We start from the raw sequence: 12955 nt of genomic DNA, 5'->3' as shown, positions 1-12955 counted from the left end.
AATATATAGTGATATAACCCTGAATTTACATCTAATTCAAGCTATTAATTTTTAAACCCGCGAGTTAATGTAGTAAGGAATTATGTGTTAATGGCTTATTGTCAAAAAATAGATTATGTTTAGGCATAGTGCTTGCTTGTGTTTTTGTGTACGTACTAAATAAATTAAGGTTTTTTGTGAATTTTCTTCGATGCTTTCATAATATAGTCTCTGATCAACAGCTTAGCTTTGATCAAAAAATTGCAGACTTACTTGCTTTTGGGCTCGATGTTTTTCAGCTCGATTTGGCTATTATCAGCCGCGTAAAAAATAATTCTTACACTGTTTTACATGCTATTACCCCTGACAATTCTCTTGCTATTGGTACTGAGTTTGAGTTAAACGGCACCTATTGTACACATACTTTGTTGGCCAACTCTGCACTGGCATTTCATAATGCGTCGCAAAGTAGTATTGCAAATCATCCTTGCTATATTAATTTCCAATTGGAGGCGTATATTGGAGCGCCTATACGAATAGGTACAGACGTATTTGGAACTGTTAACTTTTCATCAGCTCAAGAATGCGCCCCTTTTAGCGACGAAGCTTATGATTATATTGAATTATTGGCTCAGTGGTTGGGCTCAGAATTTGCGCGCAATCAGGATAAAGTTAATCTCACTAAAAATAGTGACACCTTATTGAAACTTGAAAGCGTTGCAAATATAGGCACATGGGAAGTCGACCTAATAGACAATAGCATTTTTTGGAGCCAGCAAACTCGACGTATTCATCAAGCCGAAGAAGGCTATACTCCAAACATGGAAACAGCCATTGAATTTTATAAAGCGGGTAAAAGTCGAGATAGCATTAATAAAGCGGTAGAAAATGCGGTATCTAAGGGTGAAAAATGGCATTTAGAGCTGGAAATAGTTACCGCAAAGCAGCAAAATATTTGGGTGTCGACTTTTGGAGAGGCCGAGTTTAACAACGGCAAATGTGTGCGATTATTTGGTACTTTTCAAGATATAACTGAAGCCGTTAAGTTACGCGAAGAGTTAAAACAAAAAAAAGCACTTGCAGAACAACTCCTCCAAGACCGTAGTATGCTGTTTGCCAAAATTAGTCATGAGCTTAGAACCCCGCTTAATGGTATTACGGGAATGTTAGCGACTCTCATTGATGAACACGATTATGACAAGCGGGCAGAAAAAATTAAAGTCGCCCTTCGAAGTGCTGACATTTTATTAAGTATTATTAATGAAGTACTCGATTTTTCAAAAATAAATCATGGTGAGTTAAAACTGGAGCCTCACCACTCTCTACTTAAAACGGTATTTACCGATTTGGTTTCTTTATATTCGGTATTGTTTAGTAATAAACACATTGAACTGCTAGCCACTAATCTCATTCCTAATGATGTTTGGGTATACTGCGACACCTCTCGATTAAGCCAAATTGTCTCTAATTTACTAAGTAACGCGTTAAAATTTACAGAGCATGGATCTGTTTCTCTCTATTCGCAATTAGCATTAGACACAAAACACCCTTTACTTACCATTAAAATAACCGACACGGGTCGCGGCATGAGTAAAGCGTATTTAAACTCATTATTTAAGCCTTTTACCCAAGAGATTGATGCTAACAACAATAAAGGCGGCACCGGATTAGGTTTAGCAATTGTTAAAGAACTCGTTGGTTTTATGAATGGCAAAATTGAAGTAACGAGTGAGGTTAATGTGGGTACGTGTTTTACCTTAACTATCCCGATTGAACTTGGCAAACAACAAATACAGACACCGAGTCTTAAATTGATTAATAATCATGGTGCCAAATTATCAGTACTGGTGGTTGATGATAACGAAATAAACCGCCTTGTATTAGAAGCTGCGCTGGATAAGTTTAATATAAAATCAGACTTTGCCATAGACGGCCAAGACGCAATTTTAAAGTGCAAACAAAAGCATTACGATCTTATTTTTATGGATTGTATTATGCCAATACTTGATGGTTTTGAGGCTACCAAACAATTAAGATCTAATAACATTTGTAGCCCCAAAAGCACATATATCGTCGCTCTGACGGCTAATGCTTCTTCCCAAGATAAACTAAGCTGTAAACAAGCGGGCATGGATATGTTTATAGCCAAACCATTTAAGCTTCCAGCAATAGAAGAAGCAATTACAAATACATTAAAAAGGCTGAGCGTAGCCACATTATAATAACGAGTGTCGCTCAGATTAACTTGCACTAGAAAACAAAGGATCATTATGACAAATAAAATTATTGGTATTGTACTTATTGTTATTGGTATCGCACTGGCAATATGGGGCTATGACGTTTATGACTCAGCAGCCTCTCAGGTTACCCGCGCATTAAACGGCGAAACACCTATGGAAGCCTGGCTTGGCTTTATTGGTGGCGCAGTCTGTATTTTAGTGGGTATTACCCGACTTAAATAGCGCTCAAAAAAGCCGCCTTTGGAGAGGGCGGCTTGGGTGAACAAACAGCTATGGGTGAGAGCTGTTATATCAAGAGACTTTAAGCTAAAACACTATTAAGCAGCGCTTTGCTCTGCATCGGGCGTTTGACGAATTAAATAGTCAAACGCACCTAGGCTTGCTGTTGCGCCCGCCCCCATCGCAATAATAATTTGCTTAAATGGCGTAGTGGTTGCATCACCTGCAGCATAAACGCCTTGTAACGATGTTGCGCCTTTGGCATCAATGAGTATTTCACCAAATTGGCTCAGTTCAAGGTCGCTGTCTTTCAACCATTCGGTATTAGGTATTAAACCAATTTGTACAAATATACCGGCTAAGTTCAACTGTTTACTCTCGCCGCTAAGGCGGTCGGTATAACTTAACCCCGTTACTTTTTTGCCATCACCAAGTACTTCCGTGGTTTGGGCGTTTTTAATAATAGTGATGTTTTTTAAGCTATTAGCTTTACGAATAAGTACCTCATCGGCGCGTAACGTATCAGCAAATTCAAGCACAGTAACGTGTTCAACTATATTGGCTAAATCAATTGCCGCCTCAATACCTGAATTACCACCACCAATAACCGCAACCGGTTTACCTTTAAATAGAGGCCCATCACAGTGCGGGCAGTATGCAACGCCATGGCCTTTATACTGTTGCTCACCGGGTACATTCATTTCGCGCCAGCGTGCACCGGTTGCTAGTACGAGTGATTTTGCTTTTAATACAGCGCCATTTTCTAAAGTAATATCATACCCATTACTGCCTTTTTGCAGGTTTGCCGCGCGTTGGTTGTGTATAACATCAACATCGTATTCTTTAACGTGTTCTTCCAACTGAGCCACCATTTTTGGCCCTTGCGTTGCTTTTATTGAAATAAAGTTTTCAATCGCTAATGTATCAGCAACTTGACCGCCAAATCGCTCTGCTACAACCCCAGTATTGAGCCCTTTACGTGCTGAATAAATAGCTGCCGAAGCACCAGCTGGCCCACCACCGACGACAAGTACATCAAACACCGACTTTTCATTGAGTGATGCTGCTTGGCGCTGTGCACCTTTGCTATCCACTTTATTTAAAATATCAGTGAGGCTCATGGCCCCTTGGCTAAAGGGTTCACCATTTAAATATACAGCGGGTACAGCCAGTATGTTTCTTTGCTCTACTTCATCTTGAAATAATGCCCCATCAATCATGGTGGCTTTAATATTGCTATTTGTTGCTGCCATAGTATTAAGTGCCTGCACAACTTGCGGGCAGGTTTGGCAACTCAAGCTAATGTACACTTCAAAATTAAGTGTTTGCTCAAGTGTTTGTATTTGTTCAATGTCATCTTTACTTGCTTTACTAGGGTGACCACCCGTATGTAATAGCGCTAACACTAAGCTAGTAAATTCGTGCCCCATAGGTACACCTGCAAAGGTAATATGGGTATTTTTTTCTGGTGAATGCACCACCATAGAAGGCCTGCGGGCGCTAGTATCGGGATTATTTATTACACTAAACTTATCGCTTAGTGACGCTAAATCGTTTGCTAGACTTTCTACTTCTGTTGATTTTTTGCTGTCGTCCAAGGCGATAAGCAGCTCAACAGGCTGAGTCAGCGATTCAAAATGGCTTTTTAGTTGGTTCTTTATGTTGTTGTCTAACATGGCTTAGCCCCTTAAGGAAAATTAAAACAGCAAGGTTCCCATGCCATCAGTGCATGTGCGAAATTTTAGAAACGTGTGATGGCGTGGGAGAGTGCCCAGTGAACCTATACAGGCTCACTGGTATTAGAGTCATGTTCTACTCTAAATTTAGTTAGTGGTAAGGTTTAAATCTTACCAACTAGGTCTAGTGAAGGTGCTAATGTGTCTTCACCTGGCTGCCAAGATGCAGGACAAACTTCGCCATCATGTGTTGCAATGTATTGGGCTGCTTGTACTTTACGAACAAGTTCTTTAGCACTGCGACCAATGCCTAAGTCATGTGTTTCAACAACTTTGATTTCGCCCTCTGGGTTCATTACAAATGTACCGCGAAGTGCTAAACCGTCATCTTCAATCATGACACCAAAGTTGCGTGTAATACGCCCTGTTGGGTCACCAATCATTGGGTAAGTAATTTTACCGATTGTATCTGACGTGTCATGCCATGCTTTATGCGTAAAGTGTGTATCAGTTGATACTGAATAAACTTCAACGCCCATTTCTTGTAACTGTGCGTAATGATCTGCAAGGTCACCTAGCTCTGTAGGGCATACAAATGTGAAATCTGCAGGGTAAAAGAAAAAGATAGACCACTTACCTAATACGTCTTTTTCAGTGAGTTCTACAAAGTCACCATTGTGGTAAGCTGTTGCATTGAAAGGTTGTAATTTTGTGTTAATCAATGAAGTGCTCATAGTATTCCTCATTTATGTTTAGTGTATTTATAAAAAGTTAACGCTGTATGCGTTGGCTTGATTAATACAATAAGGCCATTGAGAAATTAAATAAAATTGATTGTTTAGATTAAAACAATCGATTTTTAAGATTGCAAACCCAAGGAGTGATCTACTGCTTACTTTTAAGCGTTAAAGCAGTTACAACTCAACTACCACTCATAGTCAGTTGCGTTATATTGATTTTAATAAGATTACACTGCACATCCTTGCTACAATAACGTGGTTTACATTACACAACCTTCAAAGGCATTTCGTTTATGGAAAAATTCGTCAATCACATTCAACTAGGCTATTTAGGCTTATTGCCATTTTTAGGCTGTGTGGGCTGGCCGCTTATGTTTGGCAGTAACAGTGTAAATTTAGAGTTTTTTAGTTTTTACAGCATTGCTATTTTAGCGTTTATGGCGGGTAACTTATGGCATGCAGGCCAACAAAGCTTTGCTGATGCGATTAAAGCTGTGCTACCGGTTATTCCTATTCCGTTTTTATCATTCTTACCGATTGAGTGGATGCTTGCTTGGTTAGGCGCGAGTTTTTGGTTAGTACTGATTTTTGAAAAGGCCACAATACAGTGGCAGGGTTATCATAAAGATTATCAAAAAATGCGTTTTGTGCTCACATCAGTGGTATTTGTGTGTCATATCTTAATTATTGGTATGAGTATTTACCCTAAATAACACGCCATGGCTTAACCATTGGTCTGTAATAGGGTAACATCCGCGCACTGTATTGAGAGGACACACCATGATAGACCAATTACGCCAACAGCTTACTGACCTTGGTGAGAATTTTGTAGAAAAAAACGCGGCTTTTAAAATTAAAGTTATCCCGTTTTTTTGCGCTATTAGCATAAAAAAAGATCATAAAAGTGAGGGGCGTCTTTCTTTTTATTCAAATCAGCTCATTGAAATATTTATGGTGGTGTTGTTTGTTTTATTTGGCTTAGCCATTTACGACCCTCAAGCCGGTTTTACTCATGGCCCTATTCATATTGTGTTTGCTATTTTGATTACCTTTAACTTAATTCTTAAACAAGTTGCCATTGAAGGGTTAAAAACGCGTTTAGCTATGTATAGGTTGCATCAACAGCTGATTAATACACCGCATCCTGACACATCGCCTGTTACTAATAAAAACATATAATTTAATATGTATTTAAACCCAAATTGGAACATACTCACGGTAGGTGATGGCGACTTATCGTTTTCAAACGCGCTTTACAACCACATTAAACCGCAAAAGTTAGTTGCCTCAACCTATGATGCAGCTGCAACTCTTACAGAAAAATACCCCGATAACGCGCTTGCCTCACTTAAAGCACATAAAATTGATGTGCTTAATGAATTTGATGTCACCAACACACAATGTTGGCAACAACTAGCCGAGCACCTAAACAACTTTGATGTAGTGATTTTTCAATTTCCACTTATTCCTGCGTTTATTGGTCGCGACGCATTTGAGAAAAATACACGTAATAACAGCATGAACGTGCTTAACCGTGCGTTACTGCATCAATTTATAAAATATGCCAATGAGTTTGCCTTGAACCCACAAGGCCCTGGGTTATGCTATATAACCTCAAAAGATGTTAAACCGTATCGTGAGTGGAATATTGAGGGGAGTTTAAATACCCATTTAAACGCGGCATACCAAGGACAAATGCCATTCGATATCAGTCGCTTTGATGGCTATAAAATTCGCAATGTCGACCGTGACAAACACGTCAAAGACACCAGCGGTATTACTTATGTATTTAGTGAAAATACACTACCCGAACTAAGTGATATGTTAACAACCCCTAATTATCTAACTGATGATTATTGCCCGCTTTGTCGTGTGGGGCCGTTTTTAGCGGATGAAGATAAAAACAAACATTTTTCCGCTAAAAAGCACCAGCAAATGCTCAAACTAGAGCAAGACTGGCAGCAATGGTTAACAGCGTTTTATAAGTCAAGTTAGTCACGAAGTGCAGCTTGCTTTATTAAGTCAGCTGCTTTTTCTGCAATTGCTATTACCCCAGCATTGGTATTTCCGGTAATGATACTGGGCATAATAGAGGCGTCTACCACCCGTAAATTTTGCACACCGTGAACACGTAATTCGCTATCAACCACAGCCATATCGTCTTGGCCCATTTTGCAGGTTCCTACGGGGTGATATTCTGTATCGGCTGTTTGCCTAATAAACTCAATAAGCTGCGCATCATCATTAATATCAAGCGGATACACCATATCTGCACGAATAGTATCAAACGCTTTGCTTTGCATTATGCTCAATGTTTTTTTAAGCCCAAGTAGCATAACCTGTAAATCATCGGGGTGGCTTAAATAATTAGGATCAATGAGTGGCGCACTTAAAGGGTTGGCATCCGCTAAACGAATAGTGCCGCGGCTTTTAGGGTGCATAATGCTGCTATGAATACTGTATCCATGGCCATAATGCAGTTTACGGCTGTGATCGTCCACCAGCCCAATAACAAATTCAAGTTGCACATCGGGCACTATAGAATCTGTAAATAAGTTTACAAACGCATGCGACTCGGCAAAGTTACTGGTCAGCTTTCCTTCGCGTTTGGCAAACCAATCAACGCATCCTTTTGCAATATTAAACGCACCGCTGGCACTTATTCCAAATGTGCCTTGCGAATATTTTGCTTTGTATAATGGCACAACGGTTAAGTGATCGTGCAAATTACTGCCTACACCTTCTAATGGGGTTACAAGCTCAATGTTATGCTGCTTTAAATGATCTGCAGGCCCCACTCCCGATAACATTAAAAGTTGGGGAGAGTTAATCGCACCGGCACTTAAAATAACTTCTTTATGGGCATTTAGCACATAGCTTTTATTATTAACTGCAACTGTTACACCAGTTGCAGATTTCCCGCAAAAATTAATTTTATTTACCTGCGCATCAGTGAGCACGGTTAAGTTTTTACGAGCTAAATTAGGTGTTAAGTACGCTTTTGCCGCACTGCAACGCTCCCCTTTATGTTGAGTGACCTGCGATAACCGCGCACCTAGCTGTTGCTGCGCATTAATATCGTCATTAAGGGCAACGCCTTGCTCTTGGCATGCATTTAAAAACAGCTGATTAACTGGGCTTGGTAAACTTAGCTCTTGCACATGTAAGGGGCCATTTACACCATGATATGGGCTGTTGGTAAAGGTTTTGTTGTTTTCAGCTTTGATAAAATAAGGCAGCAAACTGGTATAATCCCAGCCGGTATTTCCCATAGCGGCCCAGTTGTCGTAGTCTTTTTTATTCCCTCTTATGTACACCATGGCATTGATTGAACTTGAACCACCAAGCACTTTACCTCTGGGCATAAACCCACAGCGGTTATTAAGCTCTTTTTGTGGCACCGTATTGTAATGCCAGCTATTAATGCCATAAGGCACACTAGCTGCAACTCCCGCAGGCATTTGCACCAGAGCACTTTGGTCACGGCCGCCGGCTTCAATTAAACACACACTCACATTTTTATTTTCAGATAATCGCGAGGCAACAACACAGCCGGCACTGCCTGCGCCAATCACAATGTAATCAAATGAGGTGGTATGCATAAAATATCTCCCATTAAAAAAACTACTTTGCATGGATTATCTACTAAAAACTTGATATTTTTAGACACCTCTTCACTAATGCAATTGTTATGAGCAGCCTAATTAAAGCCACTTCTTTACAGGGAATTGATACATTAATTACCGAACTAGGTGGTGATACAGCAAGCATTATGCGCCATTGCGCTATTGAGGTAACGTTAAACTCCCTTGAAACCCAGAGCTTAACTTATCGCCATTATGCCGAACTTTTAGAATACTGCGCTCATAGCTTAAACTGCCCAAGTTTTGGTCTTAAACTCGCTAGCAAACAAAGTTTTGATATTTTAGGGCATATCGCTATCGCCGCTAAAAGTGGAACTGATTTAGGTGAAGCGCTTACATGGGTAATTAAATACCTGCACTTACATACACCCGCACTTAATTTAACCACGCATACACTTGAAGATGACCAAAATATATTTTTATCATTCGAAATAAAACTCAAGCCATTACCTGTTATAAATCAAGTTATTGAATTAACAATTGCACTGGCGCTCGCCACCTTAAAAAAAGTGAGCCAAAATCAATGTAAACCCATTAAGGTATTTTTACCGCAAAAGCTTGATGCAAATATACGGGCTTACCATCAGCACTTTGGCTGTAACGTTATTGAACACAGAAATAGCGCCGGTATTTTAATCGCCAAAAACGATTTATTATTGCCACTTAATGTTTCTGATCAACACAAAGTACAAGCCGCATTAAACTTTTTAGCCGCTAATAATGCGCATACTCAGTCGTTACCTTCGCAAGTAAGTGCGCTTATTCGACCTATGCTGCCCCTTTTTCAATGCTCAAACCAAACGATAGCAACGGCACTTAATCTACATCCTCGCACCTTGCATCGTGAACTTAAAAAACATAACACCAGCTTTGTAAAACTTAAAGATGCCACTCGCCGCGCATTATGTGAACACTATTTAATGCAAAACCAATTTTCTATTTCACAAATATCCGAGCTGTTAGGTTATCAAGAACAAGCCACATTAAGTGCCAGTGTAAAACGCTGGTTTAACTGCTCTGCCCGCGCATTTAGAGCAAAATATTGTTAAACTGCAAAGCTGTGTAAAATACATAAAAAGGCTAAACATGAATTTTGTGATTGTAGGTACCAATTTTATTAGCGACACCCTACTCGATGCGGCAAGTACTCTGAGTAATTTTAATTTATACGGTGTGTGTTCTCGGGCAGAAAGTAGCGCTGGGCGATTTTTAGCTAATCACCCCACTCACTCTCAGGCAAAAATATTTACCTCCATTGACGCTGTTTGCCAAGACGAGCTTGTAGAGGCAGTATATATAGCCGCACCAAATAGCCTGCATAAAGACTATGCTGTGCAATGTTTAGCTGCGGGCAAACACGTACTTGGCGAAAAACCTTCAGCAGCAAATAGTCATGAGCTTACTGCTATTTTAACGGCTGCTCAAAAACATCAACGTTTGTACATGGAAGCGATGATGACAACGCATTTACCTAACTTTGCTATTTTAAAAAACGCATTAAAAAGAATTGGTACACCGCGTAAATTTATTGGCCAATTTAGCCAATACTCGTCTCGTTACGATAAGCTCAAAAACGGCGAGCGCCCTAATACCTTTTTGCCTGAATTTGCAAATGGCGCATTAGTAGACTTGGGTATTTACCCACTTTATTTACTTATAGCACTGTGGGGCGCACCAAACAGTGTGCACGCCAGTGGCGTATTACTAGAAACCGGTGTTGATGGTGCCGGCGATGTACTTTTAAATTATGCAGATAAACAAGCGGTAATTAGTTATTCAAAAATATCGCAAGGCGAGAACATAACCGAAATACAAGGTGAGTTAGGCCGTATTCGTATTGAAGCTGTATCGCAACTTAAAAAAGTGGAATTCATCGCTAATAATGGCCAAAAAGAAACAATAAGTGCAGATTTTGATGAGCATTTTATGAAGTATGAAGTGGCGCACTTTATTGAGATGATTGAGCAAAATGCATTAGAGTCACATATTAACAACCACCAGCTTTCACGCGATGTGATGACGGTACTCGATACCGCCCGCGCACAATTGGGCGTTATATACCCTGCCGATAGTAAAGCTGAGCTATAAATTTTTACTCAATCAGTCAGCCCTCATTACCCGCCACCTCAATCTTAAAAAGAGTAACGCTTATTTTTCATTCAGCCCAGTGATAGCCTCTCATCACTGGGGACTCCATGTAAAACGTTAATTTACATTTACCTGCGTAGGTAAAAGCAGGTAATATGCGCCGCAATTAAATGGCAATATTTAAGGACGACCATGCAAAAATCAACCAAAGAGCTATTACTGGCTATTTTATGCATATTGCTTGCAATGATCACTATTCAGTCTGGGGCTTCACTGGCTAAGCAGCTTTTCCCTATTGTTGGCCCTGAGGGCACAACGGCCTTACGTTTAGGTTTTTCTGCCGCTATTCTTTGTTTGATTTTTAAACCTTGGAGACACTTTCCGGTTGCAAGCCAGCGTTTACCCATCTTAATTTATGGTTTGAGCCTAGGCGGCATGAACATTCTATTTTATTACGCCATTGAACGTATTCCACTGGGTATTGGTGTTGCGCTTGAATTTACCGGGCCACTTGCCGTTGCGTTATTTTCATCAAGACGAAAGCGTGATTTATTTTGGGTTGCTTGCGCAATAACCGGAATATTATTACTGTTACCCGATATGAAAGGCCAAGAAAGTTTAGATCCAATTGGCGTGATTTTAGCTCTAGCAGCGGGTGCGTGTTGGGCAGGTTATATTTTATTCGGTAAAAAAACCGGCAGCCAAAGCTCTGGTGGCGCAACGGTAGCGATGGGCATGACCATTTCAGCTATTGTGCTTGTACCTTATGGTGGCATATCACAAAGTGCCGCATTTACTTGGGATATTATTCCGTTAGGTATTGCCATTGCGGTACTCTCTAGTGCCCTACCTTACACTTTAGAAATGATCACATTGCGGAATATGTCGCCGCAAGGGTTTAGCATTATGATGAGCCTTGAACCCGCTATTGCAGCACTCGCTGGCTTAGTTATTTTAGGTGAACTACTTAGCATTTGGCAGTGGCTTGCTATTTTATTAGTTATTATTGCCTCGGTTGGCAGCTCAACGTCGAACAGTAAAAAGCAGCCCGCTGCTTAATATTTAATTAAATATTAAGCTACCGAGACACACAAAACCCACGCTATTTGCTTGGGTTTTGTAGTTAAGTCATTCACTATTTTATAGGGGATGGCTTGCCATGTGGGCTTGAGCGCAAATATTGCTTTGGTGCCTGCACTTGCGCGCCCAACTCGGCCGCAGCATGCCAAGGCCAATGTGGGTTATATAAAATACCCCGCGCTAAAGCGACACCATCAGCACGTTCATCACTAATAATACTTTCAGCTTGCTGTGCCTCGGTAATTAAACCCACCGCTATCACTGGCATATTCACAACCTGTTTAATGGCGGTTGCAAACGGCACCTGAAAATTCTTAGCAACAGGTATATCTTGCTCAGGGCTTAAACCCGCAGTGCTTACATGAATAAATTCACACCCTAACGCGTCAAGCGCTTTTGCCAGTTCAATTGATTGCGGTAAATCCCAACCACCATCTACCCAATCGGTTGCTGAAATACGTACACCCACCGCTTTATTGCTTGGAAATGCCGTTCTTACAGCTTTAAATACGTCGAGTAATAATCGCATTCTATTTTCTAGGCTACCACCGTATTGATCATCACGTTTGTTTGCCAGCGGCGATAAAAACTGGTGTAGCAAATAACCGTGCGCGCCATGTATTTCAATTAAATCAAGGCCTAACTCGTCAGCGCGCTTTGCCGCATTAACAAAGTCACTTATGAGCGAATCTATATCATCTTGGTTCATCGCTTTGGGAGTGGGGCTGTTTTCATCATAGGCAATGGCTGATGGCGCAACCGTTTGCCAACCATTGAGGTGATCGGGCATAAGTACCCCACCGCCATCCCATGGTTTATCGGTTGACGCTTTTCGACCTGCATGGGCTAATTGAATACCAATAGGCATTGGGCTGTATTGTCTTACGGCCGTTAAACTTTTTGCTAATGCAGCTTGGGTAGTATCATCCCATAATCCTAAATCGGCGTAACTAATTCGCCCTTCAGGATTAACGGCCGTCGCTTCTAAAATAAGTAAACCCGCTCCACTTAAACTCAATTGCCCTAAATGAATGGTATGCCAGTCACTTGCAGCGCCATTGTTGGCCGAGTACTGGCACATGGGTGCAATAATAATTCTATTCTCTAGGCTTAATTTACCAAGTGACAATGGTGAAAACAGCTTTGACATTATAAATCCTCATATAACTAACTCACAGCCACAGCTAAACTGTGCTGTTGTTGTTATCAATAATTAAACATGTATTTATAAAGGTTATGGGGGGGAATATTCATTTTTATAGTGTTTATAAAAATATAAGTAATGACGT

General features: G+C 40.5%; 12 protein-coding genes. 8 read left to right on the top strand and 4 right to left on the bottom strand.

The genetic code is table 11. The annotated features are described in order from the left end of the window. The first annotated feature begins 176 nt into the window (after positions 1-176). Both PISS_RS17405 and PISS_RS17400 read left to right on the top strand, forming a co-directional pair. Positions 177-2201 carry a hybrid sensor histidine kinase/response regulator gene (locus PISS_RS17405; RefSeq protein ID WP_058155873.1) on the top strand — a complete coding sequence of 675 codons (2025 nt, stop codon included), beginning with the start codon at positions 177-179 and terminating at the stop codon, positions 2199-2201. Positions 2202-2249: 48 nt separating this feature from the next. Continuing rightward, complete coding sequence (locus PISS_RS17400; RefSeq protein WP_013463077.1) at positions 2250-2441, top strand: DUF3185 family protein; 192 nt, start codon at positions 2250-2252, stop codon at positions 2439-2441. Positions 2442-2536: 95 nt separating this feature from the next. Here PISS_RS17400 and ahpF read toward each other — a convergent pair whose 3' ends face one another. Beyond that, entirely contained in the window at positions 2537-4114 is a 1578-nt protein-coding gene (gene ahpF / locus PISS_RS17395) for an alkyl hydroperoxide reductase subunit F (RefSeq protein WP_024601079.1), read from the bottom strand. Between the two features lie 164 nt (positions 4115-4278). After that, positions 4279-4848: an alkyl hydroperoxide reductase subunit C gene (gene ahpC / locus PISS_RS17390; RefSeq protein ID WP_008115650.1), complete on the bottom strand. Its 570-nt coding sequence runs from the start codon at positions 4846-4848 to the stop codon at positions 4279-4281. Positions 4849-5147: 299 nt separating this feature from the next. On the opposite strand from ahpC, the gene PISS_RS17385 reads away from it, so the two are divergent. From PISS_RS17385 to PISS_RS17375, 3 genes are all read left to right on the top strand, one after another. Then, the gene (locus PISS_RS17385) at positions 5148-5567 is read left to right on the top strand and encodes a DUF3429 domain-containing protein (RefSeq protein WP_013463075.1); all 420 of its coding nucleotides are present in this window, start codon (positions 5148-5150) and stop codon (positions 5565-5567) included. Positions 5568-5634: 67 nt separating this feature from the next. Continuing rightward, the gene (locus PISS_RS17380) at positions 5635-6033 is read left to right on the top strand and encodes a hypothetical protein (protein WP_028834167.1); all 399 of its coding nucleotides are present in this window, start codon (positions 5635-5637) and stop codon (positions 6031-6033) included. A gap of 6 nt (positions 6034-6039) precedes the next feature. Next, positions 6040-6849: a class I SAM-dependent methyltransferase gene (locus tag PISS_RS17375; RefSeq protein WP_058155871.1), complete on the top strand. Its 810-nt coding sequence runs from the start codon at positions 6040-6042 to the stop codon at positions 6847-6849. Here the strand turns inward: PISS_RS17375 and PISS_RS17370 are convergent. Further along, the gene (locus PISS_RS17370) at positions 6846-8456 is read right to left on the bottom strand and encodes a GMC family oxidoreductase (RefSeq protein ID WP_058155869.1); all 1611 of its coding nucleotides are present in this window, start codon (positions 8454-8456) and stop codon (positions 6846-6848) included. The genes PISS_RS17375 and PISS_RS17370 overlap by 4 nt on opposite strands. An 89-nt stretch (positions 8457-8545) precedes the next feature. On the opposite strand from PISS_RS17370, the gene PISS_RS17365 reads away from it, so the two are divergent. The 3 genes from PISS_RS17365 (at position 8546) to PISS_RS17355 (ending at position 11645) form a co-directional block, all read left to right on the top strand. Beyond that, positions 8546-9547, top strand: a complete 1002-nt coding sequence (locus tag PISS_RS17365; RefSeq protein WP_058155867.1) for an AraC family transcriptional regulator — start codon at positions 8546-8548, stop codon at positions 9545-9547. 37 nt (positions 9548-9584) lie between these two features. After that, on the top strand, positions 9585-10586 hold the full coding sequence (locus tag PISS_RS17360) for a Gfo/Idh/MocA family protein (protein WP_058155865.1): 1002 nt from the start codon (positions 9585-9587) through the stop codon (positions 10584-10586). 192 nt (positions 10587-10778) lie between these two features. Continuing rightward, entirely contained in the window at positions 10779-11645 is an 867-nt protein-coding gene (locus PISS_RS17355; RefSeq protein WP_058155863.1) for an EamA family transporter, read from the top strand. A 76-nt stretch (positions 11646-11721) separates the two neighbouring features. Here PISS_RS17355 and PISS_RS17350 read toward each other — a convergent pair whose 3' ends face one another. Then, the gene (locus tag PISS_RS17350) at positions 11722-12816 is read right to left on the bottom strand and encodes an NADH:flavin oxidoreductase/NADH oxidase (protein ID WP_058155862.1); all 1095 of its coding nucleotides are present in this window, start codon (positions 12814-12816) and stop codon (positions 11722-11724) included. Positions 12817-12955 lie beyond the last annotated feature (139 nt).

This window comes from Pseudoalteromonas issachenkonii, from assembly GCF_002310795.1.
Classification (GTDB): Bacteria; Pseudomonadota; Gammaproteobacteria; order Enterobacterales; family Alteromonadaceae; genus Pseudoalteromonas; species Pseudoalteromonas tetraodonis.
Note: the sequence above shows the minus strand (reverse complement) of the source record. Positions and strands in the feature narration are given on the sequence as shown.

Bases quoted from the DNA above. Each gene is read 5' to 3' on its own strand.
- PISS_RS17400 (WP_013463077.1), top strand. From the start codon at position 2,250: ATGACAAATAAAATTATTGGTATTGTACTTATTGTTATTGGTATCGCA.
- ahpF (WP_024601079.1), bottom strand. From the start codon at position 4,114: ATGTTAGACAACAACATAAAGAACCAACTAAAAAGCCATTTTGAATCG.
- ahpC (WP_008115650.1), bottom strand. From the start codon at position 4,848: ATGAGCACTTCATTGATTAACACAAAATTACAACCTTTCAATGCAACA.
- PISS_RS17385 (WP_013463075.1), top strand. From the start codon at position 5,148: ATGGAAAAATTCGTCAATCACATTCAACTAGGCTATTTAGGCTTATTG.
- PISS_RS17380 (WP_028834167.1), top strand. From the start codon at position 5,635: ATGATAGACCAATTACGCCAACAGCTTACTGACCTTGGTGAGAATTTT.
- PISS_RS17375 (WP_058155871.1), top strand. From the start codon at position 6,040: ATGTATTTAAACCCAAATTGGAACATACTCACGGTAGGTGATGGCGAC.
- PISS_RS17370 (WP_058155869.1), bottom strand. From the start codon at position 8,456: ATGCATACCACCTCATTTGATTACATTGTGATTGGCGCAGGCAGTGCC.
- PISS_RS17365 (WP_058155867.1), top strand. From the start codon at position 8,546: ATGAGCAGCCTAATTAAAGCCACTTCTTTACAGGGAATTGATACATTA.
- PISS_RS17360 (WP_058155865.1), top strand. From the start codon at position 9,585: ATGAATTTTGTGATTGTAGGTACCAATTTTATTAGCGACACCCTACTC.
- PISS_RS17355 (WP_058155863.1), top strand. From the start codon at position 10,779: ATGCAAAAATCAACCAAAGAGCTATTACTGGCTATTTTATGCATATTG.
- PISS_RS17350 (WP_058155862.1), bottom strand. From the start codon at position 12,816: ATGTCAAAGCTGTTTTCACCATTGTCACTTGGTAAATTAAGCCTAGAG.